The following is a 26,883-nucleotide window of genomic DNA, read 5'->3' as shown; positions in this document are numbered from 1 at the left end:
CTTCAGTCCCTCTGCCGGCCACGCCGCATGATCGCGGCCAGTGTATCCACGCGCGCCCGGTCGGCGGCAATGACGATGCCATCCGCAAACACCGGTTGCGCCAGCCGCGTCAGCACATCGCCCGGCGGCGCTTCGACCACCACGCGCATGCCGGTGGCATAGGCCAGCAGCATGGTCTCGTGCCAGCGCACGGGAATGGCCATGTTGCGGGCCAGGTCGTCGGCGATCCGGCGCGGGTCGCGCAGTTCGCGTGCAAGGCTTGCGCTGAAGTAGCGCAGGCGGGGCGCCGACAACGAAACAGCCGCCATGGCCTTCGCCAGCCCGTCGGCAGCGTTATCGAGCAAGGCGCAATGCGAAGGCACGTGGATAGCGACAGGCTTGGCCGCTTGTGCGCCGTCCGCCAGGGCCAGTGCCGATACGGCTTCCATGGCTGCGATGCTGCCCGCAATCACGATCTGCGCAGGCGCGTTGAAATTCGCGAGATAGACCGAGCTTTGCGTCGTGTGGACCTGTGCCACCAGCGGTTCGAGCCGCGCGCGTTCCATCCCCAGGATTGCCGTCATGCCGTATCCATGCGGATAGGCCTGCTCCATGCGTTCGCCGCGCAGCCGGACCAGCCGCAACGCATCGGCAAACGACAGCACGCCGGCCGTGACGGCCGCTGCATACGCACCGATCGAGAGCCCTGCGACAGCGTCCGGGTGTCCCCCTTCTTTGGCCAGGCATCGCGCCATGGCTACGCCAGACGTGAGCAGGCAGAGCTGCACCCAGATCGTCGAGCGCAGGCGTGCCGGCGTGTCCATCCCGGCCGTGGGTACTTGCAGGACATCGGCCGCTTCCGCGAGCACGCCGCTGACGGCCGGATGGTCCGGAAGGTCCGCGAGCATCCCGGCCCGCTGTGAGCCCTGGCCGGGAAAGGTCAGCAGCACGCTCATGGCACGGGCTGCCACGGGTCGGCGCACATTCTCGGCCCCTGCGAGGTCTTCAGCAGGACCTTGCCGCCCTTGTGCCGCCATTCGAGGAACGAGAAGCCGCCTTGCGGGGTGTCGACCTGGATGTCGATCCGTGCCGGACCGGCATCCTGCAGCGCGGCCAGCAAATCGGCATCGGCCTGCGGCAGCGGATGGTCTGCGTAGACCAGCAGGTCGAGGTCGCTTGCCGCATGCAAAACGTTGATGCCGCTTGCGATCGTGAAGCCGGCGCTTCCGCCCACGCCCCAGCGGATGCGCTGGGCGTCGAGCGCATCGGCGGCCGCGTCGAGCGTGCGGATGGCGGCGAGCGGCAGCAGTTCAGGCCGCCGCCATGCGCGCGACGCCGCGATGTCCGCAGGCCTGACCACGTGCGCCACATCGGCGGGAGCAATCCAGGTGCCGAAGCGCTCGGCACGCGATGCGCCGCGCAAGCCGACAGGAATGGCATCGGAGCGGCACGCATCGCGCCGCACCACCACCGGCGCGGCGCCCAGCGCGGCCGGCGATGCCCAATCCGGCAAGGAAACGCCCGCCAGGCTGCACCGCGTGTCGGCCAGCCAGAGCAGGTCGTGCGGCGCCGGGCGGGTCCTGGTCACGCTTGCCATTGCCGGCGCAGGCAATCCCGCACCTGCTGTGAAGCCTGGCGGTTTTCGCCATTGCGCCGGCCGGAGAGGTCGTGCGTGCTGTCGCGCCGGATATCCGCGAGCGCCGCCAGGATGGTGTCGAGCGCAAGGTGGATGTCGGCAGGCCCCGGTGCATCGGCCGAGGCCACATCGATCAGCCGCCACAGGATGCCGAGCGTGGCGAAGTTGCCGATGTCATAGGCCATGGGCGGCACCGTGGCGGCCAGCGCCTCCAGGTCCTCGACCGTACGCATGGTGATGCGTGCCGCGGCGTCCTTTCCCATCGCGTGCACCAGTACGCCGCTATCGCGCAGCGCGATGATGCGGTTGGCCTGGTAGCCGTGAGCCAGGAACGCACCAGACATAGCCTTGCCGACGATCAGCGCCACCACGGGATGGCCTGCGAGGCGCGCCTGCGCATAGGCCGCAGCGGCGGCGGCCAGCGACTGGTGGATCCCCAGTGCTTCCTCGCGCCGGCCATAAGCCTGGCTCGGCGTGTCCACGACCGCGACGATGGCGCGCTTGACCGCGGCATCGCGGTCCGCTTCCACCACTTCATGCACGGCCTGGGCCAGTGACCAGCCTTCGACCAGCCCGACTTCGCCATTGCGCGCGCGCGGAAAGCGGCTTTGCGCATCGGGCACCACGGCGATCCAGCGGACCAGCGTGCCGGCCAGTTCGCCGTCGGCGACCGTTACGGAGTGCGGAAAGCCTTCGCGGTACGACGCGGCCGGCGCCAGCGCGCGCAACCAGTGCGCGCCGCGGCTGACGTCCTGCTGCGGCAGGGTTTGGACGGTGGCGTTCATGCGTCAGACTCCCGGTGGAAACGGCCAAAAAGGCGCTGCACTTCAGCCGGTGTTGGCTGGACACCGGCGTCATAGTCCCGCAGCACGGCCAGCGCTTCGCGGCAGCGCTCGCTGCGCGCCGTGGCCGCTGCCGGCACGCGCAGTTCGCTGGCGACGGCTTCGCGCAGGGCGGCGCAGTCATCCGCGACGTACACATCGGCAAAGCCTGTGGCCACGCGTTGTGCGCCCCCTGTGAAACTCCAGATGAACGGCCGGTCGCGCGAGTCGTATTCCGCGATGCCGGCTTCCTGTTCGATCACGGCCGGGCCGTTCAGGCCCAGCCGGCCATCCTGCGTCATGACCAGCGACGTACACAGCCCGGCAGCAATCGACATGCCGCCGAAGCATCCGACCTGTCCGGCAATCACGCCGACCACCGGCTGGTAGCGCCGCAGGTCGACGATGGCCGCGTGGATGTCGGCAATGGCCGCCAGGCCCAAATTGGCTTCCTGCAGCCGCACGCCGCCCGTTTCGAGCAGCAGCACGGCGCGCGTCGGCACGCCACGGCGGTTGTCCTCGGCGGCAAGTTCCAGCGCGCCGGCAAGCTTGGCCCCGCCGACTTCGCCAAGGCTGCCGCCCTGGAACGCGCCCTCGATGGCCAGCACCACCACCGGCTGTCCGTCGATCTGTCCTTTCGCCACGATCACGCCGTCATCGCTTTGCGGCACGATGCCCTGGCGCGCCAGCCACGGCGACTGCAGGCCGTCGAACGGGCCGGCCAGCTCGCGGAAAGTGCCGGCGTCCAGCAGCGTGCGGGCCCGTTCGCGCGCGCCCAGTTCGATGAAGCTGTCCCGGTTCAGCAGCGATGCGGTGCGGGTCGGCGTGCTCATGGGCGCTCCTGTTGTCCGTGCGCATCGAGCGCTTCAAAGGCCTCGGCCAGACGCATGCCGACCACGCCCGGCGTAGCGCCGAAGTCATGGATGCGGATCTGCATGGACGCACGCGGCTGCGCCGCGAACACGCGCGCGAGCTGTGCGTCCCAGACGCGGGCGTAGCCGTTGACGGAGGTGGTGATCTCCACGGTGGTGACGCCGCCGGTGCCGGGTTCGACCAGCACTTCGAGATCGCCCGATCCCACCACGCCGACGAGCGCGCGGGTTGCGGCAGGCGCTCCCGCCGGAAATTCAAAACGCAGTTGTTCCATGGAGGCCTCCTAAATTTGCGCGGTGCCGGTGTCGAGCCGGTCGAGGAAGATCGTCGCGGCGAGCAGGTCCGCCGCGCCACCCGGCGATGCGCGCCGGGCCAGCATGCCGGCGTCGAGTTCGCGCAGCAGGCGCCGTCCCGTGACCGTGCCGGGGCCGCCTGCCGCCAGCACCGCTTGCGCGCCGGCCTGCATATAAGCCAGGCCCGCGCGGCCCGTGCGGGCCAGCACGCAGGTATCGTCCAGCCCGCTCATCAGCGCGAGCAAGGCATTGAGCCGGGCAGCCGATTCGCTGTCGCCACGTGCACGGCTGTGCTGCAGGGCCGGCAACGCACGCCGCATGACATGCGGAAAGCCCGCGTGCGCCTGGGCCCGGGCACCGCCTACGCCATACGCAAGGCACGCCAGCTCGCCCTTGTTGCCGGTAACAGCTGGGCGATGCCGGTCAGACAGACGCGCAATGGCGCCAGCCGCATGGCTCACGGCGCGCGCGCTGGGTCGTCCGCCGGCGGTTGCAACTTGCGCCGCCGCGCCAACCAGCAGGCCGATGCACCAGATCGCGCCGCGATGTGTGTTCACGCCGCCGGTGGCAGCCAGCATGGCCGCTTCGGCTTCGCGCCCGAGCGCGCCAAGCCGCTCGCGCAGCCAGTAGCCGACGCGCGCTGAGCGCTGGCCGGCCATCGCCATGGCGGCGAACGACGGGCCCAGCGCCTGCGCCGAGCGCAGCATCAGCGCCAGCGTCAGGTCGGCATGCGCGCCGCTGCCGCGGCTGTCGACGAGTCCGGGCTTGGGCGACAGGCGGGCTTCTTCGATGATGGCGTCAACCGCCAGATCGGCCAGCCGCTGCGCCTGTGCGGATGGGCCAGCGATGGCGGGAGCCGCGTCTGCAACCCACAGGATTCTTGCCGCTGCGCCGCCCATCACCAGCTCCGGAAGCGTGCCGGCGGCGTGTACAGGCCACCGGACCATTCGACCAGGTCGGCCATGCTCTTCGCAGCCAGCAGGCTGCGCGTGGCCTGGCTGCGCTGCACGCCAAGATCCTCGGGCAGCGCGATCAGTCCATCGCTGCGCATGCGGCGTGTTTGCGCGGGATCGTGCTTCATGCCGATCGGCGTCACACCGGCCACGGCGGCGATCATCCGGCGCCGCTCTTCCAGCGATTGCGCCTTGTAGAGGTAGGCGATGCCTTCCTCGGTCAGCACGTGCGTGACGTCGTCGCCGTAGATCATGACCGGCGCCAGCGGCATGCCGCTTTCGCGCGCGACGTCCACGGCGTCCATCGATTCGACGAAGGTCGGCTTGCCGCCGGCCTGGAAGGTCTCGACCATCTGCACCACCAGCTTGCGGCCGCGCGCGAGCGGGTCGTCGGTCTCGATCAGGTCCAGCCAAGCGGGCGTGGGGTGGCGGCGGCCGCCGGGGTTGTGGCCCATATTGGGCGCGCCGCCAAAGCCGGACAGCCGGCCGCGCGTCACCGTGGACGAATGCCCGTCGCCGTCGATCTGCAGCGTCGAGCCGATGAACAGGTCCACCGCGTACTGGCCCGCGAGCTGGCAGAGCGCGCGGTTCGAGCGCATCGAGCCATCCGCGCCGGTGAAGAAGATGTCGGGCCGCGCCGCCACGTACGGCTCCATGCCGAGTTCGCTGCCGAAGCTGTGCACGCCCTCGACCCAGCCCGTTTCGATCGCGGGGATCAGCGTCGGGTGCGGGTTCAATGTCCAGTACTTGCAGATCTTGCCCTTGAGCCCCAGCGACTCGGCGTAGGTCGGCAGGATCAGCTCGATCGCCGCCGTGTTGAAGCCGATGCCGTGGTTCAGCGACTGCACCTGGTGGCGCTCGTAGATGCCGCGGATCGCCATCATCGCCATCAGCACGTGCACGGGCTTGATCAGGCGGGGGTCGCGCGTGAACAGCGGTTCGCAGAAGAACGGCTGGTCGGCCTGCACCACGTAGTCGACCCAGGAGCCCGGCACGTCCACGCGCGGCAGGTCGGCCGGGTCGTCGACGATCTCGTTGACCTGCGCGATCACCAGGCCGTCGCGGAACGCGGCGGCCTCCACCAGCGCGGGCGTGTCTTCGGTGCTCGGGCCGGTGTACAGGTTGCCGTCGCGGTCCGCCTTGTAGCCGGCGATCAGCACGACGTTCGGCACCAGGTCCACATACAGGCGCGCGTACAGCTCGATGTAGGTGTGGATGGCGCCGACTTCGAGCAGGCCGTCTTCCAGGAACTGCGAGATCCGGATGCTCTGCGCGCCCGCATACGAGAAGTCGAGCTTGCGGGCGATGCCGCGCTCGAACAGGTCCAGGTGCTCCACGCGGCTGACGCTCGGGATGATCATGTGCAGGCCGTTGACGCGCTCGGCGCTGACCTGGGCCAGCGAGCGGGACAGGAAATCGGCCTGCTTCTGGTTATTGCCTTCGACCACCACGCGATCGCCCGGGCGCAGCACCGCCTCCAGGAAGGGCACGATATCGCCGGTCGGTATGCGCTTGCCCTGCGCGATGGCGGCGCCTTGCTGCTTGCGCCGCGCCTTGGCTTCTCTGCGGGTGTTCCACTGACGCCCGGGTGGGGTGCTGGTCATCGTGTCTCCGGCGTGGTCTGTCTGATGGTGTCAACCATAAACAGGGGCAGACCCCGGAACAATCACGCGGGCGGCACGATCGTTACGCTTGGCGAAAGCGAGCGGGCCTTACTGTCCTTGCCGCATGGCCATGCGGCAGACCGCGGCCAGCGCCAGCAGGTTGGGATCGCGCTCGCGCCGGCGCAGGAAGCTCAGGCTGATGGTCTGGCGGATATTGTCGTAGTCGGCGGTAAGCGGCACGAAGGCCACATTGCGCGGGGCCACGCCCTTCACGCGGCCTGGCAGCAGCGTGTAGCCGACGCCGCCGCCGACCAGGTTCATCAGCGAGAAGATATCGCCGACCTTCATGACGAGGCTCGGCTGGAAATTCGCGATCCTGAAGGCTTCGACGAAGCCGCGCGAGGTGGCGAAGCCTTCGCTCAGCGAGACGAAAGGTTCGTCGTGGCAGGTGCGCAGGTCCACGGCCGGCATCGCGGCGTAGGGCGAGTCGGCCGGCGCCGCGAAGAAGATGTCGTCCTCGAACAGCGGGATGGATTCGATCTCGGGGTCCGGCTCGGGCGTGGCCATCAGGGTGGCATCGATCGAGCCTTGCTTGAGCCTCTGCAGCAGGTCGGTGTTCGAGCCCAGCACGAGTTCGGTCTGCAGCTCCGGGCGGCGCGCCTTGAGATCGATGACGATCCGCGGCACCGTCTGCGCCGTCAGCGAGTACAGCGAGCCGATCTTGAGATGGTCGGCCAGGTACCCGGCGGCCTCGCGCGTGGCGCGGATGCCGTCGGCCATGGTCTTGATCACTTCACGTGCCGTTTCGGCCAGCACATGGGCTGCATCCGTCGGGATCAGGTTGCGGCCTTCATGCCGGAACAGCGCGCAGCTTGTGCCTTCCTCAAGCGAATGCAGCGCGCGGTGCACGCTGACCGTGCTGGTTTCCAGGATCTCGGCCGCCCTGGCCAGGTTGCCCGATTCCATGAACGCCAGCAGCGCTTCAAGCTTGCGGAAGGTGATCTCTTCGCCGATGCGGATTCTCATTGGGATGGGCGTGTAGGGACGAGCCGCCATCTTAGCGGGGTGCGGCGATTACGGCACTAACCCACAGGGGCGCGGGGTGCTGTCTGTCGAAATATAGCGGATCGATGTGCCGGACATGCCCGGCGCAATCCCGGAGCAGCCGCGTCAGGTTAAAAGTCAACCGTGTGGGCCGATCTGGCGCTGTCCATAACACCCGGCTTCCGGACCGCGCTGCCCGCTTTCTCTTCGAGCGCAATTTCACTAGGCTCGATCTTCCCACGGCGCAAGCGCCGAGCGGCACCGGCCTTTCGTCAATCAGTCCCTGCCTGGATGCGGGACTTACCCCAAGGAGAGCACCATGCCAGAAGTGAATCTGCAGCCCGTGTACGCAGCCCAGGCGGCAGCCATGGATATCGTATTTGGCATGACGACAAAGACCCTGGAAGCGTGCCAGAAGCTCACCGAGCTGAGCATGCAGACCATGAAGGGGTCGATCGTCGACGGCCAGGAAACCGTACGCCAGGCGTTCAGCGCCAGGAATCCGCAGGAATTGTTCGCCGTGCAGGCCACCGCGGTAGAGCCTGCGGCCGAAAAGGCACGCGCCTACTTCCAGCAGGTCCAGGAAATCGCGGCCAACACGCGAGAGGAATTCCAGAAGGTGGCGACTGCGCAATTCGAGGCCAACAAGCGCACCTGGCAGGAAATCTTCGACAAGCTCGCGCAGAGTTCGCCGAATGGCTCGCAGGGCCCGCTGAATGCCTGGCAAGCCGCCATGGCTTCGGGCGTTTCGCTGTATGAGTCGATGCAGGAGTCGACCAAGCAAGCCGTGGGAGCTGTCGAGCGGCAGGTGGCCAGTGCCGCCGCTGCGGCGGCCGCGGGGCAGAAGGGGAATTCGCAGAGTGGGCGGGTGATCGTCAAGGGGTAAGGCGATTCCATGTCGGCGTTGGCAGCGCAACGCCGACATCACATGCTCGCGGCTAACAAGTTGTTCTCAGCTGGGCGCTTCGCGCGCATCAGTGAAAACCAGGGAAGGGACGAGAAGAAGCGGAGGCAGAAGCAGAAGCAGAAGCACCAGCATCTGCGCCGTTGATGCCCCCGACCAACCGACTACTGAGCCGCGCAGCAGCCGAAGGAGATGATGCGATAGCGCGCCCACTGCCGGGCCACGGACAGGTTCGGGGCTCGTTCAATCATTGCGGGAGAGCCTGCATACGGACGCGCTCCATGCGGCAGGCAGCGGGGCAGACTCTGAAGCGAATACCCGTACGAAGTTCGTCGCACACTACGATCAATATTCGCCCGTTAGGGCAAGCGACGCGTTTCTTTGCTTACTTTCTTGTCGCTCGGACAAGAAAGTGAGTCGCAGGCTACGCCTGCGAAACAGCCGCGCCTGCCAAGCACGACATCCCCGCAATTCTCCGAAGAAACAAAAAAAAGCCCACTCCTTCGAGCGGGCAACCATCGGGAATCGACGCCCGGCGACCAGCACCGGACATAGCTGAAGCTTATGTCGGAATAGCATGCTCAATCCTGTCCGGAACGACCCCGTTTCGAACAGGAAGCCACCCCTGACGAGCGCCTTTGATTTTCATAGCATGCAATCAATCGATGCAAATTCCGGATACCGCCATGACGCCAGGAAGATTTCGAGAACTCGTCATTCTGGATCGTTATATGAACGAACTGAAGGCCGAGATCAGCCTGCAACAGCAGCGTGCGGCTCGATTGACCGATGCGGCCGAGTCCGTCCAGGCCGCCCAGATGTTGGCCAGCCTGGAACGGGCGCTGGCGGCGCTGGAGGTCCGCATGAGCACCACGCGGCCCGGCCGGTCATGGTAGGCGGCAGCACAGGCTGGCTATCCGGACTGCCGCGCAAGTACGTATCGTCGCTCTGGCGACACCTGGAGCGGGACATTGTCGGCTGACAAGTTGCGAGGGAGACAGCATGAGTTCGCTGGAGTATTGGTGCATCGCGCTGGCCGCCACGGGGCTGGTGCTGCTCGGGCGTGTCTTTGCGATCTACCGCATCCGGACCACCTTCATGGCGGACCCGGCCATGCGCGACGTCCTCTACAACCGCTTGCCGGGGTATGACGAAATGGCGTTCGCGCCCGAGCACTGGACTCGCTGGACGATCGGCGCCTGGCGTGCCTACGCGCAGAACGAAGCCGAAGTCGAGAACCCGCAGAACCGCCAGAACCGGCAAGTCTGAGCCGATACGGTCTTCCGAGCGCGGTTTCCTGCCTGCGGCACGGCGCCCCTTGCCGCAGTAATTTTTTCAGGCCCTTCCCACCAATCCTGCGCGCAGCCGCAACGAAAGGGTGTTCGGCGCGCCATGCGCCGCGTGCCATATCCGGCCGGCGATGGCATGGACCCTGCTCAATGGAGGTCAGCTTCAGAAGCCGGTGCAGTGGCCGCAGGCATCCGTTCACGGACGCGCCGCATCACGTCCCGCCGGCAGGCTGGGGACGCTTTGATCTCAGGAGGTGAATGATGGCGGACGGTGTCGTAAAGGTGATCCCGCTCACGGGCATGATCTGGGCGGTGGCCATGACGGCCGATGGCAAGACGAAGACCGAGACCTTCGCATGCCGGAGCGCGGCGATCGCGGCAGGCGTACGGCTTGCGCTGCAGAACGAATCGGTACTGCTGATCGAGGGGCTCAGCGATGCATGCACGGGGACGGAATCCGTCCACTAGTTGTGAAGCGCACGCCGGGACCTGTCCGTCGTCTTGATGCGGCAGCTGGCACGCGCCCCGGGGCGCGTGCACACGATCTCACTGGTTCATTCGTTCATTTGTTCTTGGCCGCGAGGTTGCGCGCCATGTCGAGGTGGTGCTCGAGCGTCGGCAGCGTCTTGCTCGCAAAGGACTTGACGTCGGTATCGCTGGCGGACTGCGAGGCCTGCCGGAACAGGTCCACGGCCTGCATATGCGCCTGCACGCCGACCGAATCCGCATAGCGGCGGTCGAAGGCGGTACCGTTGAGCCCCTTGAGCGCATCCAGCGTGGCGCGGTCAGAGGCGTCCGGTGTCGCAGGCAGCGCCACCTTCTTGCGGCTGGCGAGCTGCTTGAGTTCATCGGCCGCGGCCTGGTGATCCTTCACCATCCGCGCGGCGAAGTCCTTGACGGCGCTGTCACTGGCCTGCTGTTGCGCCATCTTGCTGGCCTCGATCTCCATGGTGCCGGCCTGCGCGGCCTTCTTCATGAATTCGGTGTCGGAAGCAGACGGTGCGGCGTGGGCGGGAATGACAACGGCAAACGCCAGGACGGCGGCGAGATGTCCTGGAAAGCGGGTAGCGGTCACGGCAGGCTCCTGTAGTGCACTCGGGCGGGATGCGATCCTTGTGCAAGCTTCGTGCCGTCCGGATGGCCGGCGCCGATGCGCGTGGCACCGTGGCGATGGAGGTCGAGCAGGCGGCACCGCGCGGCCGCTAAGCCGCGGTTGCGAAGCCGGGCTGAGCGCCCGGCGTTCCGGCTTCAGGTTCTTACAGGATCGGTGTATTGCCCATCCAGTACGGCTCGCGCTCATAGTAGCGATGCACGTCGGTGGCCCACTGCTGGTCGGCCATGCGCGGCCAGCTGTCCTTGTTGAACCCGGGTGCGTTCTTGATGCGGTCGGCGGTCATGCCCAGGCGGAAGCATTTGGCGTCCGTGTCCATGACCAGCGCGCTCCACGGAATCGCATGCAGCGTATCGCCCATGCCGAGGAAGCCGCCGGTGGTGAGCACCGCGTACGCCACGCGGCCGCGTGGCACGTCGATCATGATCTCCTTGATTTCGCCAACGTGCTGGTCGTCCGACGAGTAGACCTTGGTGTCGTCCAGCGTCGATGCGGCCATGATCTCCGGGCCCGGGCCTTCGCCGACGCCGCCGCCCACGATGGCAGCGCCTTGGTTCGAGGTGAGATTGGGATCCATTGCAGTCTCCGAACGGTTGCAGGTGCCATCCTGGAGCAACCTGCGTGCCCGCCTGCTACGCATCGCCGGAGCGCGCCGCGATGCGCAGTGCGGGCGTTGCGCATCGAACGGCGCGCGGCAGAATCTACAACGGTCGGTAATGACGCCGCGAACGCGGTTTCACAGACCGAACGGGTAAGTGTCCGGCATATCGCCGGCCGTCTGCGCGGCCGGTGGCGCCGCCAGCGGGCGCACGGCCGTGGTCGTGTCCAGCCAGAGCCATCCGTCAAACTGGTAGGGCAGCACCGCGTGCATGTAGTGGCTGTGCAGTTCGGTCTCGGGCTGGTAGATCACGCCGATGAAGCGTTCGCGCAGTGGCTCCAGCAACGCGTCGCGCAGCGCGGCGGCGGCGCCCGCCACGCCGTCGCGCAGGTCCACGAAGGCGCGCGGCAGGCCGGCACCATGGGCCGCGTACTCGTAGCTGTCGGCCCGCGCCGGCAGGACTTTCTTGACCCGCATCGGCCCATCCCACGTCGAGGCCGCCGCCACCGTGCCGGTGTAGGTATCGAGGCCGATCAGCGCGGCCCGGCTGCCCATGGAGCGACGGCACAGCTGGCCCAGGTTCAGCTGGTTGTGTTCGGTCCCCATCGTCGTGGCCGAGGCATCGCCGATGTGGGAATTGTGCGCCCACACCACCGCGCGGCAGCCGGGCCCCCAGGCCTCCAGCAAACGCGTCAGCGTGTCATGCATGTGGGTGTCGCGCAGGTTCCAGCTGGCCTCCGACGCCTGGTACATGGCGCGGTAGTACTGTTCCGCGGACGCGACCAGGCGGGCGTTCTGGGCTGCTTCGAAGAATGCGTCGTGGTCGCCGAGCGCGTACTCGATGCGCTTTTCAAGCAGCGCGCGCAACTGGGCAATGACCTGGTCCTCGCAGGCCGAGGCCGTCGCCGACAGTACGGCGTGGCCGTAGCGCGCGGGCTGGCTTTGCCACGGCACCAGGCACGCATAGCGGCGGCGCGCGAGCGCGGCTTCCGCGGGGTCCACGCGCTCCAGGTAGGCCAGCACCGCCGCCATCGATGCGGACAGGCTATAGATGTCGAGCCCGAAGAAGCCGGCGCGCTCCGCGGGGTTGCGCTGGAGATTGAAGTCGCGCATCCAGTCGACCAGGGCGGCGACTTCGGTGTTCCGCCACATCCAGGTGGGAAAGCGCGAGAAGTTGGGGCCCGCGGATGCCGGCGGCGCGCTGCGGTGGCGCACGTAGCGGTCGATGGCCGCGGCGTCGGGCCAGTCGGCCTCGACGGCAACGACAGTGAAGCCATGTTCGCTGATGAGCCGTTGGGTCAGCCGGGTACGCGCGCGGTAGAACTCGGCCGTGCCGTGCGACGCTTCGCCCAGCAGCACCACGCGTGCATTGGCATAGTGGTCGATCGAGTCGGCAAAGCCGGCATCGTCAAGCTCGGGAAGGGGCGTGGCGGCCTGCGCGAACAGGCGGGCCAGCGGCACCGGCGGGTCGCCCTGGCTGTCGCGGCGCTGGGCAAGGGGAAGCGGATGGTGGTCGGAATTGGTGACGGAATGGTGGGCCATACCTGTCCTTGCCGGCCGGTCATGGCCGGGAGAGGCCCTGCGCGGTGGCGCGGCCGGCCCGGCGTGCGCCGGGCGCTATGCGGAATCGCGGGAGCGGGTGGATGTGGTGAGTCCCACGCAAGATCCGTGACACAGGATGCTGCCGGTGCGATGGTCCGCGGAGATCCGTCATGCCATGACGAACCGGATATCGGATGCGCAACACGATGGGCAATGCCTGCCCCGGAACGGGCGTGGTTCGAGTCGCCTGCGCGCCACGTCGTGATACCGGCACTGACGGGCGCCTATTACCCCATTTGGGCGCGCTGGCAAGGGCGTTGCGTAGTAATATTTCCTTCTTCCCCCCAGATCAGCAAATTTGCGCACCACGATGGCTCCATCCCGAGTGAAATCGCTCCCCAGCCAACTCTCTTTTCCTGTCGTCGGCATCGGTGCGTCGGCCGGCGGCATCGAGGCGCTCAAGACATTCTTTGAAGCCTTGCCGGGGCGTAGCGGCGCAGCTTATGTGGTGGTGGTGCATCTCGCCCCCGACCACGCGAGCAACCTGCCCGCCGTGATCGGCGCGGTCGCCGCCATGCCGGTGACGCAGGTCACGGGCACCACGACCATCGAGGCCAACCAGATCTATGTGATTGCGCCGTCGATGACGCTGTCGATGGTGGACGGCTACCTGAGCGTCGAAGCGGTGGCCGCGCACGACAGCCGCCGCGCGTCCATCGACCTGTTCTTCCGTTCGCTGGCGGAGGCGCATCGCGAACGGGCCGCGGCCATCGTGCTGTCCGGCGCGGGCGCGGACGGCTCGGTCGGCATCACGCGCGTGAAGGAGCTCGGCGGCATCGTCATTGCGCAGCAGCCGGAGGACGCGGCGTTTTCCAGCATGCCGCGCGCCGCGGTCAGCACCGGACAGGTCGACATCATCCTGCCGGTGCCGGAGATGCCGCAGAAGCTCATGGAGCTGTGGACCAACGCCAGTCGCATCCGCCTGCCCTCGGATGCCGAAGCCGGCGACAGCGTCGCTGCCGCAGCCGATACCGAGCACATCCTGCGCGAGATCATGGTGATCCTGCGCACGCGCACCTCGCATGACTTCCGCCAGTACAAGCGCGCCACCGTCCTGCGCCGCATCGAGCGACGCATGCAGGTGAACGGGCTCAGCGAGCTATCCGAGTACCGCGACTTCCTGCACGGCCACCCGGACGAAACGCCGCTGCTGTTGCAGGACATGCTGATCAGCGTGACCAATTTCTTCCGCGACCGCGAGTCCTTCGACGCGCTGGGCGCGGAAGTGCTGCCGCAGATCATCGAGACCCGCCGGGCCGAGGGCGATCCGATCCGTGTCTGGAGCGCGGGTTGTGCCACCGGCGAGGAAGCCTACTCGCTGGCCATGCTCCTGCAGGAGGCAACAGGCGAAACGGCCGAAGCCGTGCCGTACCAGGTCTTCGCCACCGACATCGATGAGCGGGCCATCGCACAGGCGCGCATGGGGCTTTATCCGGAGGCGATCGCGGCCGATGTGGACGCCGGCCGCATTCGCCAGTTCCTGACGCGCGATGCCGGGCATTACCGCGTCAAGAAAGAACTGCGCGAACATGTACTGTTCGCGCTGCACAACGTGCTGCGCGATCCGCCATTCTCGCGGCTCGACATGGTGTGTTGCCGCAACATGCTGATCTACCTCGATCGCGATGCCCAGCTGGAAGTGCTGCGCACCTTCCACTTTGCGCTGCGCCCCGGCGGCTACCTGTTCCTGGGCGGCTCGGAGGCGGCGGACAGCGTTGCGAACCTGTTCAGCGTGGTCGACAAGAAGGCCAGGATCTACCGCGCCAACGTGGCGGTGCGCGCCGATGCGCCCATGCCGCAGGCGCCCACGACCATGGCGTCGACCCTGCCGATGATGATCACGCCCCATACGGGGCGCCGCAAGTTCTCGTTCGGCGACCTGCACCAGCGCGTGATCGAGCAACATGCACCGCCGAGCGTGCTGGTCAGCCGCGAATCGGACATCGTCCACCTGTCGGACCGCGCCGGTCGCTTCCTGCAATATGCCGGCGGCGAGCCGTCGCACAACATCATCGCGGCGGTGCGGCCGGAATTGCGGCTCGAACTGCGCACCGCGATCTTCCAGGCCCTGCAGGCCAACCACAGCGTTGAAGCGCGCCGCGTGCAGCTCGAGCGCGATGGCCGGCGCTTCTTCGTCAACATGATTGCGCGACCCGTCCACGACGTCGAAGCCAACGCGGATTTCGTGCTGATCCTGTTCGACGAGGTCGAGGACAGCATGGCCGAGGCGGATGCCGCAGCGTCGAAGCCGCTGCGCGACCCGGTGGTCAGCCAGCTCGAAAGCGAGCTGCAGCGCACCAAGGAGCAGCTGCAGGCCACGATCGAACAGTCGGAGACCTCGACCGAGGAACTCAAGGCGTCGAACGAGGAATTGCAGGCCATCAACGAGGAACTGCGCTCGGCCACCGAAGAGCTCGAGACCAGCAAGGAAGAGCTGCAATCGATCAATGAGGAACTGACCACCGTCAACGCCGAGCTCAAGTCGAAGGTCGAAGAGACCAGCAAGATCAACGACGACCTGCAGAACCTGATCACGGCCAACGACATCGGCACGATCTTCGTGGACCGGAATATCCGCATCAAGCGGTATACGCCGCGGGCGACGGACGTGTTCAGCATCATCCCGTCCGATATCGGACGGTCGCTGCTCGACATCACGCACCGGCTCGAGTATGACAAGCTGTCGGACGATGCCGCCGAAGCCTTCGACTCGCTGCGGCTGATCGAGCGCGAGGTGCGCAGCAGCGACGGCCGCTGGTACCTGGCGCGGCTGCTGCCCTACCGGACCACCGAGGACCGCATCGATGGCGCCGTGCTGTCGTTCATCGACATCACGTCGCGCCGGGCCGCGGAAGAGCGCCTGCGCGAGGGCGAGCGGCGCATGCGCATCGTTGCCGAAGGCACGCGCGACTACGCCATCATCACGTTCGACGACGAAGGCCGCGTCACCAGCTGGAACGTCGGCGCGCAACGCATCTTCGGCTACGACGAGGCCGAGATGCTGGGCCGGTCGTCCGATGTCCTGTACACGCCCGAAGACCGCGAAGAACGCGTGCCGGCCGAAGAGATGACCCAGGCCCGCAAGTACGGGCGGGTCGAGGAAGACCGCTGGCACGTGCGCAAGGACGGCACGCGCTTCCGTTCCAGCGGCGTGCTGTCGCGGCTGGAAAGCGGCGGGATCAGCGGCTACGCCAAGATCGCGCGCGATCTCGACGAGGCCTTGCCGCAGGGCGCCCCGCGCAACGAGTCGTCATGGCGGCACGACGAAGACCAGGTGCGGCGAGACGAATTCCTGGCGGTGGTGTCGCACGAACTCAAGCACCCGCTGAACCTGATCAGCGCGAGTAGCGAACTGATCTCGCGCTCGAGCGAGGCACGCCGCAATCCGCTGATCGCGCGCGCGACGGCGACCATCCGCCGTACGGTGCAGAACCAGGCGCAGATCATCGACGACCTGCTCGATATGTCGCGCGTGCGTACCGGCAAGCTCTCGCTCACGCGCGAGCCGCTGGACTGGCGCGAGGTCGTACAGCGCGTCTGCGATGCCGTGTCCGAGGACGCTTCGCGCAAGAACCTGACGCTGCACTGCGAACTGGCCGAGACGCCGGTGTGGATCAATGCCGACGTCACGCGGATCGAGCAGGTGGTCTGGAACCTGATCAGCAATGCGCTCAAGTTCACGCGGGACGGCGACCGGATCGACGTCAAGCTGGAGAACCGGGGCGATCACGCCAGGCTGGTCGTCCGGGACAGTGGGCATGGCATCGACCAGCAGGCGTTGCCCCATATCTTCGACATGTTCCACCAGGGCGGCGGTCCGCTCGGCCGGCAAACCGGTCTTGGCATCGGGCTGTCGCTGGTCAAGGAACTGGTGACGCTGCATGGCGGCACGGTCAGTGCGGACTCGGCCGGATTCGGCCGCGGCGCCAGCTTCACGGTCGAACTGCCGGCCGGGTCGGGCGAGCCGCACGACGACGGCGAGGTGCCGCTGACGCCCTCGCTGCTGCGCGGCATGCGCGTCATGCTGGTGGACGACGATGCGCCGACGGTGGAGACGTTCCGGATGCTGCTCGAATCGGAAGGCGCGGTGGTGCAGGTCGCCACGGACGCCGAGGCCGCACTCAGGGAGATGGCGTCCAGCGCGCCGGACCTGCTGCTGTCCGATCTTGGCATGCCCGGCATGGATGGCTTCGAACTGCTGCGTGCCGCGCGCCAGCTCTCAGGCCTGGAAAACCTGACCGCCGTCGCGCTCAGCGGCTACGGGCAACAGCGGGACATCGACGCCGCGCTCCAGGCCGGCTTTGACGCCCACGTGTCCAAGCCGATCGTGCTGGACACCCTGTTGACGACGCTGCTGCGCCTGCGCACGCGCTGAAGCGGACACGGCGCCTGGAAGCCGTCCCATTCTCCGGGGCGATTCCAGGCGCCGATGACTTTTCGCTTTTTCTTCTTTTGGGCGTTCGGGCTTTCGGGCTTTCAGTCCTTCCGCTGTCCCGCCTAGCGGCTGCGCGAGCGCGAACTCGAGGCGGCGTTGGTCTGCTGCCGCAGCCGGTTGCGCTGCGCGCGCAACGACATCACGGTCTGGCACAAGGTGTGCAACAGCATCTCGGTAAACGCCGTCGGCAGCCCATCTTCGCGAAGCTGTCGCGTGAAGCGAATCTGGCGACGGATGTTGCTGCGGACTTCAGCGATATGTCTTTCGATATCGAACAATCGCTTGGATGTACAGTCGGGCGCCGTGCGCACGCGCACGGCGGCCTCGGGCTGGAGAGTGACGGCATTGTCGTCGGCGGCGGATTCAGCTGCGGTGATTTCCGAGTCCGGATGCATGTCGATCCAGCTCTTGGCCCAGGCCAGCCCCTGAGCCTGCGCGCGTTCACGGGTCCGGAAAAGGCCCAGCGTGCCCGACTCCACCAGCACGGCGCCGGCATGCACTACGCAGCCGGCCGCCTGCCAGGTATCGTCGGAGAGCAGCGTTGCGGAACCTTCCACCGTATGATCGTAATATTGTTGCGTCGTCATCGGCACTTTCTGTCTCCAGTCGCGGCCGGTTTGCATTCGCAGTGCAACCGATCCTTGTTGTTTCAGCGTCTTAACAAGATGGTAAGAAAGGTTGAGCTGTGCTGACATATCGGCGAGCCGTTATGAATGCTACGATTCCGGACACCGTCAGGGTGTCAGGCCGCCGGCAAACGGCAAGGAGATCGAATGCCGTCCATGTATCTCTATACGAATCAGGCAGGAAGCCTCAGCGAGTTTGAAAGCGAGTGCATGGCGCTGGACGCTGCGGGTTACGTCGTGAATATCGGCAACGCCTGGTGGGAGCGCACGTCGGGAACGGGGCCGGCCCTTGAGCGTCCGGCGTTCCAGCAGATGCTGCGGCGCCTGCGCGCGGGGGACACCATCCTCACCGCTACGCTCGCCAGCCTCGGTTGCAACCTGCGTGACGTCATTGCCACGGCGCAGCGCTGCCGCGCGCTGGGCGTACGTGTGTGTTGCGTCGAAGTCGGCGATGACGACCTGACCGCACCCGGCTCCGTGACCATGCGTACCCTGCACGCCATTGAACGGCTGGAGCGCCAGGGGCGCAGTGCGCGCATGAAGCTGAGCGCACAGGAGGCCGCCGATCGCGGCGCGAAACTGGGGCGCAAGCCCTTGCTGGAACCCGACATGCACGAAGAAATCCGCGCCGCCATCCGTGTCGGCACGTCGATCAGCGAGCTGGCGCGGACACTGCGCGTGTCGCGCCAGACCATCATGCGCATTCGCGACGGCTGGTCGTGAGCGCGGCGCGGGTTTTGCAATCCGCGCACCTCCCCGATGCAATTTTTTTCCACGCGGCGCGGTCCCGGATGGGCTGCGTCGCGTGATGGCTTTTGTCGTCCATCGCGACAGACGTGCTTCGATTCCGGCATGGGCTTTGCGTCCCTCAAGTCCAGGCAGGCAGCCTGCGCGGAACGTCTTGCCGTGCAGGGGAACCGATGGAGGCAACGGTATGGATATGGAACGCGACAAAGACAAGGGCGGCAAGGGTGACTCCGCTCGCAACCAGCCGAACCCGATCGCGCTGCAGAAGGCGCTGAAGGGCGTCGATTATCCGGCCACGCGCGGCGCGCTGGTTTCGGCCGCGCGTGACAGCGGCGCCGACGACGCGATCGTCGATGCGCTGGAGGGCATTCCCGAAAAACGCTACGAGGGTCCCGCGCAGGTTTCCGAAGCCGTGGCCCATCATCGCGGGTAGCGACCATGCGTGACATGCGTTGTGCGGCATCCGCCGCGATCGCCACGATGACTCTGTGCTGCAGCGTGACGGGCCTGGCCCAGGATACGTCGAACCGTGCCGACTACGGCCCGAAGGACAGCAGGATCATCGGGCCCATGGCGCCGGGCAGCGCGCCCGCGGCCACGCGCAAAGGGGCTGACAATCCCGGCGGCTGGGGCAAGGGTCTGAACGACACGCCGCAGCCGCCTGCAACAGGCGCGGGCCTGCCGGGAAAGCCTGCCGCGCGTCCGGACGCCGAGTCCGCCGGCAAGACCTCGACCTCCGGCCTGCATGGCAGCCCGCGCAAGGGGACGGGCGGGGCAAAAATCGACCAGGTGCGCCCGCCTGACGAAAAGGCGCGCTGAAGCGGCCCGATTGCGGAAGAGGCCCGGTCATCCGGGCTTGCCGTTCCGTGTCATCATCGGCAGTTTCCTGATGCGGGCAGCCGGCGCTGCGGGCTGCCATTCAACTTGCCGCCGGAGTGCCATGAAAGTCAAACGCATTGTCGCGAATCTTTTTGCGCCGGATCTCGATACGGCTAGTGCGTTCTATCGGGACGTTCTGGGCCTGGAACTGCTGATGGATCACGGATGGCTTGCCACCTATGGCTCGCACGAGTCCATGTCGGTGCAAATCAGCGTGGCTTCGGAAGGTGGCTCGGGAACGCCGGTGCCGGACCTGTCGATCGAGGTCGATGACCTTGACGCGGCGCTCGAGCGCGTGCGGGCAGCCGGCATTGCGGTGGAGTACGGCCCCGCGCTGGAACCGTGGGGCGTGCGGCGCTTCTACGTGCGCGATCCGCTTGGCAAGCTCATCAACGTGCTGGCCCACTGCTGACATCGCGCGCACCAATGAAAAAAGGCTCGCCGAAGCAAGCCTTTTCCAAATCTTGGTGCCCAGGAGAGGACTCGAACCTCCACAGTGTTGCCACCGCTAGGACCTGAACCTAGTGCGTCTACCAATTCCGCCACCTGGGCAAGTGAGCTGCGCATTGTACCAGAGGATTTGGGGAATGCAAGCGGTACGCCGCGAAGGCCAATATTCGCGCTACGCCTGCGGTGGCCGCAGGTGTTCCTGCAGCCGCGAGAGCTCCAGCGCAATGCCATCGGGAAAGCCCTGGCGCCCGCCGCGCTTGTCGATCAGCAAGTCTTCGAGGTAGGCCAGGATGCCATCGGGATGGCTCCACAACGCAGCGAGCTGGTTGCCGATGCGCGGAAAACGGCGGCACAGCTCCAGGGGCCGGGCTTCGGGCGGCAGCGAGGCCAGCCAGCGAACTGCCGCGGGCGTCAGGGTCAGCGTGTCGGGCGGCACGGGCCTTCGCAGGCTGGGCCAGTCGGGCGCTGCGTGCTCGGGCGGTGCGCCGTCCAGAATCTTTTTCGCTTCCTCGACGGAAACGAATTCGAACGAGAGAGGTTCCTGGGGTTCCATGCCGGTCAACAATCGGAAAGGGATCAACGCAGGCCTGCGCCTGCCTCATACAGCTTCGGTCGTTCCGGTATTTTCCTGAAGTTTGGCGTCATGTGGCAACACCATACTGTGTGCCGGTTCGCGCCGTCGCAATATTCGGGTTTGTTCCAGCTTTCGCCGGCGCTGGCGTTGGAGTCTACTGGAAACGCGCACAAGACGTGGCTGGATGGAAGATCGGGCTGCACGTTGCAAGGGTTGCTCATCGCTTTCCAGTCGGACATGAATTCCTACGGAGACTACACCATGGTGACCAAGCAGGAAGATGCGTTCATTGTGAAGAACCTGCTCGCGCTGGCAGCAGTGGAAACGATCGGCGCGGCCATTGCGCTGGGCTTCGTCTTCAACGTACTTACCTGAGTCTCCGAGCCGGCCCGCGCACGCCTGCGCGGGCTACATTGCCCTCCGCTCGTCAGTCGGAAGATTGACAGATCGCCCGGGTCCGAGAATTTTTTTTCCATGGACCGCCGTCACAGCGACTTCGCGCAGAGGATTACCACCATGCCCGGCATGGTCGGTTAGCGCGCGTCCTCAGATCCGTTCCCGCAAACACCCGCCCCAAGGCGGGTGTTTCGTTTCCGTGAACCGGCGCGTCTGGTCCCTGCCGCGCGGGTTACACTGCCCGCTCATTCCACAACGCCGCTGCACCGGATTTCCCATGAAACGAATCGCTCTGCTTCTCAGCGCCATGACCTTTGCCTGCGCCGCCGTGGCGGCCGCACCGGGCGCGTCGGCCCCGGCGGCAGCCGCAGCGCCGCAGACGCTGCCCTCGGGCATGACCATCCAGCACCTGGTCAAAGGCACCGGCCCGTCGCCCAAGGCCACCGACACGGTCCAGGTGCATTACCGCGGCACGCTGGCCGACGGCACGGAGTTCGACAGCTCGTACAAACGCGGCCAGCCGATCTCGTTCCCGCTGAACCGCGTGATCCCGTGCTGGACCGAAGGCGTGCAGACCATGCAGGTCGGCGGCAAGGCCAGGCTGACCTGCCCGGCGGCAACCGCCTACGGCGCGCGCGGCGTGCCGGGCACGATTCCGCCGAATGCCACGCTCACGTTCGAGGTGGTGCTGCTGGGCATCGGCGGCTGAGTCTCCCGGCGCCTGGGCGCTATTGCCGCGGTGTCCCGGCGGGCGCCGCGGGCTCCGCGCCCGGCGCGGACGCCGGTGCCGGCGATGAGGCGGGCGTCGGCATGGCCGCGCCTTCCGCCTCCTCGTCGTCACCGTAGTCGGGCAGCTTGCCGCTGCCGCCATCCAGCAGGTAGCGCCGGCGCTGCACGTAGGCATCGCGCACGAATGCGTACTTGTCCAGCGCCGCCAGCGAGAGCAGGTCCGTTGCGCCGAGCAGGTTGGTGCGCACGTCCACCACGTTCATGGCAAACAGCGAATTGCGCCAGGCCGGATCCAGGTAGGTGGTTGGGTCGAACTGGAAATTCACATACAGGCCCACGCCATCCCGGAACGAGCTCGGGCCGAAAAACGGCAGCACCAGGTAGGGCCCTGACGGTACGCCCCACGTGCCCAGCGTCAGCCCGAAGTCCTGCGAATGCTTCTGCAGGCCGGCCGGCGTGGCAATGTCGATCAGCCCGCCAATCCCCAGCACGGAATTGATGGCCACCCGCATCAGGCTCTCGGCCGCATCCACGCCCTTGCCCTGCAGCAGGTTGTTGGCGAAGTTGCCCACGTCCGCGATATTCGAATAGAAGTTGGTCACCGCGGTGCGCACCGGTTGCGGCGTGACTGCGCGGTAGCCCTTGGCGACCGGCGTGGCGACGTATTGGTCGAGCTTGTCGTTGACCTTGAAGACCACGCGGTTCACCGGTTCGAGCGGGTCATCGGGATTGGCCTGCGGGCCGGTGGCGCAGCCGGCCGCAAGCAGCGGAACGAGAGCGAGGCATGCCAGCCGTCCGGGCTGGCGCGTCATTGATGGGAGCGGCATGGAGCTGCGGATGAGTCGCGGTAGTTATCGTTATTCAACGGGTTTTGCGTGGGGCCGGTGCACGTGTTCGCGCGGGCGGCCCATCAGGATCGGCTGGAAGAACACCGCGCCGGCCAGCGTGCACATCAGCGCCAGCGCCAGCAGCTTGCCCATGCTCGCGGTGCCGGGATGCTGCGACAGCCACAAGCTGCCGAACGCCGTGGCGGTGGTGGCCGCGCTGTAGAGCACGGCGTGCGTGAGGCTGGACTGCAGCAGCTTGGTCTTGCCATGGCGCCATGCAATCACGTAGTAGATCTTGAAGGCCACGCCAATGCCGAGCAGCAACGGCAGCGCGATCACGTTGGCGAAGTTCAGCGCAATGCCGAATGCCGCGCACAGTTCGAGCGTGACGATGGCCGACACCAGCAGCGGGATGAGCGTGCGCAGCACATCGCCAATCCGGCGCAGCGCAATCCACAGCAGGATCGTGATGGACAGCACGGCCCAGCCGCCGGCCTGCGCGAAGGCGCCCATGATCGTATCGGCGGAGCCGCGGATGGCGATCGGGCCGCCGGTTGCGTTCGGCTCGACGTGGAGCACGGCATCGATGAACCGGTTGAGCGCGGCTTCGCGTTCGATGCCGTCCTGCTGCGGCAGCCTTGGCGTGATGCTGACCAGCGCGCGCCCATCCGGGGTCAGCCAGTCGCGCGCGATTTCCTTCGGCAGGGTTTGCTGCGAGACGGGCAGCGGATCGAGCATCAGGCGCAGGCGGCCCAGGGCCAGGCGCAGCGGCAGGGCAATGGCCTGCTCGGCGCGGTCGCGCGTGACGGCATCGGCGTCCGCGAGCCGCTTCAGCGCCTTGGCCAGGCGGGTTGCCTGCGCGGCGCCGGCTTCGGGATGTTCGTCCGCCGCGATGGCGAGCTGGCGCGACGCATTGCGCAGCGCATTCACGCGTGCCATGTCGCTCGCCGGCGTGGCGGTCTGCTGCGTGAGCACGGGCATCAGCGCGGTGCGCGCCGTGCCGATGGCCGCGAGCTTGGCCGGCTGGTAGTCGGGAACGAAGGTCTGCAGCGTGACGACGCGCGCCACTTCGGGCAGCGGCGAGACCTTGGCTGCGATCTCGCGCGCGGCATCGAGCGAGGGGGCCAGCACGGTGACATCGTCGGTGCCCGCTTCCGGCGCATCCTTGAGCGCCAGCAGCGTCGCCATCGATTCCGAGTGCGGGTCCTTCAGGTGCAGCGGGTCGAAGTCGAAGCGCAGGCGCAGCAGCAGCGGCGATCCCAGCAGGATGGCGGCGCACGTGAACAGCAGCACCGGCTTGCGGTGGCGCTCGAAGAACGCGTCGGCCGGGGCCAGCCAGCCAAAGCCCGGGGCCTCGGCTTCGCCGCGCGGCTTCAGGACCTGGATGAGGGCAGGCAGCATCGTGAACGTCGTCAGGAACGCGACCATCATGCCGACGCCGGCGATCTGCCCCAGTTCCGCGACGCCGCGAAAGTCGGTGGGCAGGAAACAGAAGAACGCCGCCGCCGTGGCCGCGGCGGCCAGCGTGAGCGGCAGCGCGGTGGCCTGTGCGGCATGTTCCAGCGCCTCCGCAATATGGTCGCGGTCATGGCGTTCGGCGCGATAGCGCACGCCGAACTGGATGCCGAAGTCCACGCCAAGGCCGACGAACAGCACCGCGAAGGCGACCGAGATCATGTTGAGCGCACCCACCATGGCCAGGCCCAGTGCGGCGGTCATCAGCAAGCCCGTGAACAGGCTGGCCAGCACCGCCAGGATCAGGCGGACGGAGCGCAACGCCATCCAGAGAATCAGCACCACCACCAGCACCGTCAGCAAGCCATTGAGCGCGGCGCCGTCGCTGACCGAGGCGAACTCGTCGTCGGCGAGCGGCTGCGGGCCGGTCAGGCGCACGCTGGCCTGGTAGCGCTGCGCCAGTTTCAGTTCGGCGGCCGCGGCGCGGATGGCATCGGCCGCGGCCGCGCCGGCCTGCAAGTCGCTGTAGTCGAGCACGGGGCTGACCGAGACAAAGCTGAAGACGCGTCCCTCCTTGTCCGGCTTGAGGCGGTCGTCGAGCAGGCCGGCCCACGACATTGCGGCCGGCTTGCCCGCCAGCACCTGCTCCAGCGCGCCCGCGCTCGCGCCCAGCAACGTGTCCATATCGGACAGCTTGATCTGGCCCATCGTCAGCGGCAGGCCCAGCGTGGCGGCAAGCGTGTCGGACAGTCCGCGCAGCGTCGGGTCGTGCGCGAGCTGGTTCAGCAGCGGGCGCGCCTGGACGAGTTGCTGCGTGACCTGTTCGACTTCGGCCGTGCGCGCGAACAGCAGGCCGTTGCGCGCAAAGAACTCGCCCGCGCCGGGCTGGCTGACGGAGCGGAAGTGCTCCGGATGGCGCCGCAGTGCATCGGCGAGTTCGTTGGCGGCGGCATCGGCCAGTTCCGACGCGGGCGCCTGCACCACGGCCAGGATCATCTGTCCGCGCTGGGGAAACGCTTCGCCGATGGCCGCATCGCGCCGGGCCCACGGCGCGTCGGATTCCAGCAGGCGGCCAATGTCCGTGTTGATGGCGAAGTGCCGCGCCACATAGAAGCCGCTGGCAGCGGTGAGCAGCAGGCTCGCCACGATCACCAGCCAGGCGCGGATCGTGGCGAGCCTGACGAGGCGGGTCAGCAGCGAAGTCAGCATGGCGTGCTCGGGACGGGGCTTGAGCCGCGAGTATACCGGCTGGCACGCGATCAGCCCGGGGGCGCGTGGCGCATGCGGCGCAGCCGGAAGCGGCATCTTCGTTCCGCTATACTGGCCCGGCATCCCGGGCGCGATGCGGCGCGGCGTCCGGAGCCTTTTCAAACGCATCTAGCAGCACACATCGGCATGAACAGATTCGGCTTGATTTCCTTTGCACCGGTTGCGGCGGTCGCCATGGTGGCCACGGCGCAGGCGCAGACCGTGCAGCCCGGCGATCTCAAGGCCGCACCGGAGCGCCTGGTGCAGGCGGCGGTCGAAGGCGTGATCACGACCATCCAGACCAACCCCGAGACCCGCGGCGGCGACCTGGCGAAGATCACCGCCGTCGTCCAGAAGCAATTCCTGCCCTATACGGATTTCGGCCGCACCACGCGGCTGGCGGTCGGCAGCGCATGGCGCAATGCCACGCCGGAACAGCAGAAGCAGCTCAACGAACAATTCACGACGCTGCTGGTGCGCAGCTATGCGGTGTCGCTTGCACAGCTGCGCGAGCAGAATGTCAAGTTCCGCTTCAAGCCGGCGCAGCCCGGCGGCGGATCGGGCGATGTGGTGGTGGAATCGCGCGTGCTCAACAACGGTGATGAGATGCAGATCGACTACCGGCTGCAGCGCACGCCCGGCGGCTGGAGGATCTACGACATCAACATGATGGGCGCGTGGCTGATCGAGGTGTACCGCAAGCAGTTTGCCGACATCGTCGCGCGCGGCGGTGTCGACGGGCTGGTGAAGTACCTCGTCGACCATAACGCGCGGCAGGCCGGCTAGGCCTGGGGCCAGGGCCTACGGCGCGGTACCGCTGGCCGTCCCGCGCCGCCAGCGGCGCAGTTCCACCCATTGCCATGACAGCAGCGCGGGCACGCCGTACAGCACCTCGCGCGCGCGCTTGACCAGTGCCAGCGCCAGCGAGACATGGGCGTCCATGCCCAGCGCCTGGCCCAGCAGCATCACCACGGCTTCCTGTACGCCCAGCCCGGCCGGCACGAAGAAGGCCACGTGGCGCACGGCTTGCGTGAGCGACTCGATCGCGAAGGCTTGCCAGAACGGGACAGGGTGCCCAAGCAGCATCAGCGCGAACCAGATTTCGAGCGTGCCGCTGACCAGCCCCGCGAATTGCCAGGCCAGTGCCGCCAGCAGTTCGCGCCAGCGCCGGTTGAGCGCGCGGATATGGGCATCGAGCCGCGCGCCGTCGATCATGGCGACAATGCGGTGGTCCTCGCCGAACAGCTTGCGCGCCGCGCCCTCCAGCTTCTCGAACAGCGCCACATGGCGCAGCGACAGCGCGAATACCACCGGCACCGGCAGCGACAGCAGCAGCCCGGCCAGGATGATCCAGGCCTGGCCGCTGTCATGCAGCGCGGCGATGAGCATCAGCACGCCCAGCGCCGAGAACAGGTACTGCGCGAACAGCGTGACCATGACCTCGACGACGATCGTGGCCGTGACGGCCGTGGTGTCGTGGATGCGCAGCCGGCTCAAGCGCACGCCGACCAGTTCGCCGCCGATGCTCATGGTCGGCAGCAGGCGGCTCACCGCTTCGCGCACGCTGGCCACCCACAGCAGGAAGCCAAGACCCGCTTTCTCTTCGGGATCGGCCGAGGTCAGCAGCACGCGCCAGCCCTGCGCATCGAGCAGCAGCGGCAGCGCATGCAGCGGCACCAGCAGCAGGAGCAGCCAGCCGCCCTGCGCCATCACGGTGGCGATATCGCTGAGACCTTCGTGTATCACCAGGGCGGTGAGCGCAAGCAGGCCCAGCAGGCCGGTCAGGTAGGCGATGCGTTTCATGCGAGAG

29 protein-coding genes and 1 tRNA gene are annotated in these 26,883 nt (G+C 67.2%); 12 read left to right on the top strand and 18 right to left on the bottom strand.

Annotated elements, in window-relative coordinates; translation table 11 throughout:
• Nucleotides 1–2: 2 nt before the first annotated feature.
• From mdcH to AC3FKH_RS09200, 8 genes are all read right to left on the bottom strand, one after another.
• On the bottom strand, nucleotides 3–935 hold the full coding sequence (gene mdcH / locus AC3FKH_RS09235; protein WP_488674826.1) for a malonate decarboxylase subunit epsilon: 933 nt from the start codon (nucleotides 933–935) through the stop codon (nucleotides 3–5).
• Nucleotides 932–1,576, bottom strand: coding sequence for a malonate decarboxylase holo-ACP synthase (locus AC3FKH_RS09230; RefSeq protein WP_488674824.1), 645 nt, complete (start codon nucleotides 1,574–1,576; stop codon nucleotides 932–934). The genes mdcH and AC3FKH_RS09230 overlap by 4 nt, the downstream gene beginning before the upstream one ends.
• On the bottom strand, nucleotides 1,564–2,400 hold the full coding sequence (gene mdcE / locus AC3FKH_RS09225; protein ID WP_488674822.1) for a biotin-independent malonate decarboxylase subunit gamma: 837 nt from the start codon (nucleotides 2,398–2,400) through the stop codon (nucleotides 1,564–1,566). The genes AC3FKH_RS09230 and mdcE overlap by 13 nt, the downstream gene beginning before the upstream one ends.
• Nucleotides 2,397–3,269: a biotin-independent malonate decarboxylase subunit beta gene (locus tag AC3FKH_RS09220; RefSeq protein WP_488674820.1), complete on the bottom strand. Its 873-nt coding sequence runs from the start codon at nucleotides 3,267–3,269 to the stop codon at nucleotides 2,397–2,399. The genes mdcE and AC3FKH_RS09220 overlap by 4 nt, the downstream gene beginning before the upstream one ends.
• Nucleotides 3,266–3,583, bottom strand: a complete 318-nt coding sequence (locus AC3FKH_RS09215; RefSeq protein WP_488674819.1) for a malonate decarboxylase subunit delta — start codon at nucleotides 3,581–3,583, stop codon at nucleotides 3,266–3,268. The genes AC3FKH_RS09220 and AC3FKH_RS09215 overlap by 4 nt, the downstream gene beginning before the upstream one ends.
• 9 nt (nucleotides 3,584–3,592) lie before the next feature.
• Nucleotides 3,593–4,501, bottom strand: a complete 909-nt coding sequence (locus AC3FKH_RS09210; RefSeq protein WP_488674898.1) for a triphosphoribosyl-dephospho-CoA synthase — start codon at nucleotides 4,499–4,501, stop codon at nucleotides 3,593–3,595.
• On the bottom strand, nucleotides 4,501–6,159 hold the full coding sequence (mdcA, locus tag AC3FKH_RS09205) for a malonate decarboxylase subunit alpha (protein WP_488674817.1): 1,659 nt from the start codon (nucleotides 6,157–6,159) through the stop codon (nucleotides 4,501–4,503). Before mdcA ends, AC3FKH_RS09210 begins: the two co-directional genes overlap by 1 nt.
• Before the next feature lie 108 nt (nucleotides 6,160–6,267).
• Nucleotides 6,268–7,185 carry a LysR family transcriptional regulator gene (locus AC3FKH_RS09200; RefSeq protein ID WP_488674815.1) on the bottom strand — a complete coding sequence of 306 codons (918 nt, stop codon included), beginning with the start codon at nucleotides 7,183–7,185 and terminating at the stop codon, nucleotides 6,268–6,270.
• A 337-nt stretch (nucleotides 7,186–7,522) separates the two neighbouring features.
• Here AC3FKH_RS09200 and AC3FKH_RS09195 point away from each other — a divergent pair, with 337 nt between their 5' ends.
• The 4 genes from AC3FKH_RS09195 (at nucleotide 7,523) to AC3FKH_RS09180 (ending at nucleotide 9,864) form a co-directional block, all read left to right on the top strand.
• Nucleotides 7,523–8,089: a phasin family protein gene (locus AC3FKH_RS09195; RefSeq protein WP_488674813.1), complete on the top strand. Its 567-nt coding sequence runs from the start codon at nucleotides 7,523–7,525 to the stop codon at nucleotides 8,087–8,089.
• A gap of 749 nt (nucleotides 8,090–8,838) precedes the next feature.
• Nucleotides 8,839–9,003, top strand: a complete 165-nt coding sequence (locus AC3FKH_RS09190; RefSeq protein WP_488674811.1) for a hypothetical protein — start codon at nucleotides 8,839–8,841, stop codon at nucleotides 9,001–9,003.
• A gap of 106 nt (nucleotides 9,004–9,109) precedes the next feature.
• Nucleotides 9,110–9,376, top strand: a complete 267-nt coding sequence (locus AC3FKH_RS09185) for a hypothetical protein (RefSeq protein WP_488674809.1) — start codon at nucleotides 9,110–9,112, stop codon at nucleotides 9,374–9,376.
• Between the two features lie 281 nt (nucleotides 9,377–9,657).
• Nucleotides 9,658–9,864 (top strand): hypothetical protein, encoded by a 207-nt coding sequence (locus AC3FKH_RS09180; RefSeq protein WP_483713333.1) that lies wholly within the window; start codon nucleotides 9,658–9,660, stop codon nucleotides 9,862–9,864.
• Nucleotides 9,865–9,958: 94 nt separating this feature from the next.
• On the opposite strand, the gene AC3FKH_RS09175 is transcribed toward AC3FKH_RS09180, so the two are convergent.
• The 3 genes from AC3FKH_RS09175 to AC3FKH_RS09165 form a co-directional block, all read right to left on the bottom strand.
• Nucleotides 9,959–10,471: a DUF4142 domain-containing protein gene (locus AC3FKH_RS09175; protein ID WP_488674807.1), complete on the bottom strand. Its 513-nt coding sequence runs from the start codon at nucleotides 10,469–10,471 to the stop codon at nucleotides 9,959–9,961.
• A gap of 181 nt (nucleotides 10,472–10,652) precedes the next feature.
• On the bottom strand, nucleotides 10,653–11,084 hold the full coding sequence (locus AC3FKH_RS09170) for a PRC-barrel domain-containing protein (RefSeq protein WP_488674805.1): 432 nt from the start codon (nucleotides 11,082–11,084) through the stop codon (nucleotides 10,653–10,655).
• Between the two features lie 159 nt (nucleotides 11,085–11,243).
• A complete protein-coding gene (locus AC3FKH_RS09165) occupies nucleotides 11,244–12,647 on the bottom strand; it encodes an erythromycin esterase family protein (RefSeq protein WP_488674803.1) in 1,404 nt (467 codons plus the stop codon).
• Nucleotides 12,648–13,017: 370 nt separating this feature from the next.
• Between AC3FKH_RS09165 and AC3FKH_RS09160 the strand changes: the two genes are divergently transcribed.
• A complete protein-coding gene (locus AC3FKH_RS09160) occupies nucleotides 13,018–17,082 on the top strand; it encodes a CheR family methyltransferase (protein WP_488674801.1) in 4,065 nt (1,354 codons plus the stop codon).
• 122 nt (nucleotides 17,083–17,204) lie between these two features.
• On the opposite strand, the gene AC3FKH_RS09155 is transcribed toward AC3FKH_RS09160, so the two are convergent.
• Nucleotides 17,205–17,837, bottom strand: a complete 633-nt coding sequence (locus tag AC3FKH_RS09155) for a hypothetical protein (protein WP_488674799.1) — start codon at nucleotides 17,835–17,837, stop codon at nucleotides 17,205–17,207.
• 78 nt (nucleotides 17,838–17,915) lie between these two features.
• On the opposite strand from AC3FKH_RS09155, the gene AC3FKH_RS09150 reads away from it, so the two are divergent.
• The 4 genes from AC3FKH_RS09150 to AC3FKH_RS09135 all read left to right on the top strand — a co-directional run bounded on the left by AC3FKH_RS09150 (nucleotide 17,916) and on the right by AC3FKH_RS09135 (nucleotide 19,806).
• Nucleotides 17,916–18,491, top strand: coding sequence for a recombinase family protein (locus tag AC3FKH_RS09150; protein WP_488674798.1), 576 nt, complete (start codon nucleotides 17,916–17,918; stop codon nucleotides 18,489–18,491).
• A 217-nt stretch (nucleotides 18,492–18,708) separates the two neighbouring features.
• Nucleotides 18,709–18,948, top strand: coding sequence for a DUF2795 domain-containing protein (locus AC3FKH_RS09145; protein ID WP_488674797.1), 240 nt, complete (start codon nucleotides 18,709–18,711; stop codon nucleotides 18,946–18,948).
• Between the two features lie 5 nt (nucleotides 18,949–18,953).
• Complete coding sequence (locus tag AC3FKH_RS09140; RefSeq protein WP_488674795.1) at nucleotides 18,954–19,334, top strand: hypothetical protein; 381 nt, start codon at nucleotides 18,954–18,956, stop codon at nucleotides 19,332–19,334.
• Between the two features lie 121 nt (nucleotides 19,335–19,455).
• On the top strand, nucleotides 19,456–19,806 hold the full coding sequence (locus tag AC3FKH_RS09135) for a VOC family protein (protein ID WP_488674793.1): 351 nt from the start codon (nucleotides 19,456–19,458) through the stop codon (nucleotides 19,804–19,806).
• A gap of 53 nt (nucleotides 19,807–19,859) precedes the next feature.
• Here the strand turns inward: AC3FKH_RS09135 and AC3FKH_RS09130 are convergent.
• From AC3FKH_RS09130 to AC3FKH_RS09120, 3 genes are all read right to left on the bottom strand, one after another.
• Nucleotides 19,860–19,946 (bottom strand) — tRNA-Leu (locus tag AC3FKH_RS09130).
• Nucleotides 19,947–20,016: 70 nt separating this feature from the next.
• The gene (locus AC3FKH_RS09125; RefSeq protein ID WP_488674791.1) at nucleotides 20,017–20,397 is read right to left on the bottom strand and encodes a hypothetical protein; all 381 of its coding nucleotides are present in this window, start codon (nucleotides 20,395–20,397) and stop codon (nucleotides 20,017–20,019) included.
• A 23-nt stretch (nucleotides 20,398–20,420) separates the two neighbouring features.
• The gene (locus tag AC3FKH_RS09120) at nucleotides 20,421–20,657 is read right to left on the bottom strand and encodes a hypothetical protein (protein ID WP_488674789.1); all 237 of its coding nucleotides are present in this window, start codon (nucleotides 20,655–20,657) and stop codon (nucleotides 20,421–20,423) included.
• On the opposite strand from AC3FKH_RS09120, the gene AC3FKH_RS09115 reads away from it, so the two are divergent.
• Together AC3FKH_RS09115 and AC3FKH_RS09110 are read left to right on the top strand one after the other, a co-directional pair.
• Entirely contained in the window at nucleotides 20,656–20,793 is a 138-nt protein-coding gene (locus AC3FKH_RS09115) for a hypothetical protein (RefSeq protein ID WP_483714524.1), read from the top strand. The two genes, AC3FKH_RS09120 and AC3FKH_RS09115, sit on opposite strands and share 2 nt — an antisense overlap.
• A 298-nt stretch (nucleotides 20,794–21,091) precedes the next feature.
• Nucleotides 21,092–21,523: an FKBP-type peptidyl-prolyl cis-trans isomerase gene (locus AC3FKH_RS09110; RefSeq protein ID WP_483713347.1), complete on the top strand. Its 432-nt coding sequence runs from the start codon at nucleotides 21,092–21,094 to the stop codon at nucleotides 21,521–21,523.
• 19 nt (nucleotides 21,524–21,542) lie between these two features.
• Here the strand turns inward: AC3FKH_RS09110 and AC3FKH_RS09105 are convergent, their stop codons facing one another.
• Together AC3FKH_RS09105 and hpnN are read right to left on the bottom strand one after the other, a co-directional pair.
• On the bottom strand, nucleotides 21,543–22,370 hold the full coding sequence (locus AC3FKH_RS09105; protein ID WP_488674787.1) for an MlaA family lipoprotein: 828 nt from the start codon (nucleotides 22,368–22,370) through the stop codon (nucleotides 21,543–21,545).
• 30 nt (nucleotides 22,371–22,400) lie between these two features.
• On the bottom strand, nucleotides 22,401–25,034 hold the full coding sequence (gene hpnN / locus AC3FKH_RS09100; protein ID WP_488674896.1) for a hopanoid transporter HpnN: 2,634 nt from the start codon (nucleotides 25,032–25,034) through the stop codon (nucleotides 22,401–22,403).
• Between the two features lie 186 nt (nucleotides 25,035–25,220).
• On the opposite strand from hpnN, the gene AC3FKH_RS09095 reads away from it, so the two are divergent.
• Complete coding sequence (locus tag AC3FKH_RS09095) at nucleotides 25,221–25,859, top strand: MlaC/ttg2D family ABC transporter substrate-binding protein (protein WP_488674785.1); 639 nt, start codon at nucleotides 25,221–25,223, stop codon at nucleotides 25,857–25,859.
• A 15-nt stretch (nucleotides 25,860–25,874) separates the two neighbouring features.
• Here AC3FKH_RS09095 and AC3FKH_RS09090 read toward each other — a convergent pair whose 3' ends face one another.
• Nucleotides 25,875–26,876: a lysylphosphatidylglycerol synthase domain-containing protein gene (locus tag AC3FKH_RS09090; RefSeq protein ID WP_488674783.1), complete on the bottom strand. Its 1,002-nt coding sequence runs from the start codon at nucleotides 26,874–26,876 to the stop codon at nucleotides 25,875–25,877.
• Nucleotides 26,877–26,883: the final 7 nt, after the last annotated feature.

This window comes from Cupriavidus sp. 21MJTG02-4 (genome assembly GCF_057798975.1).
This window is presented reverse-complemented; position numbering and strand designations above follow the sequence as displayed.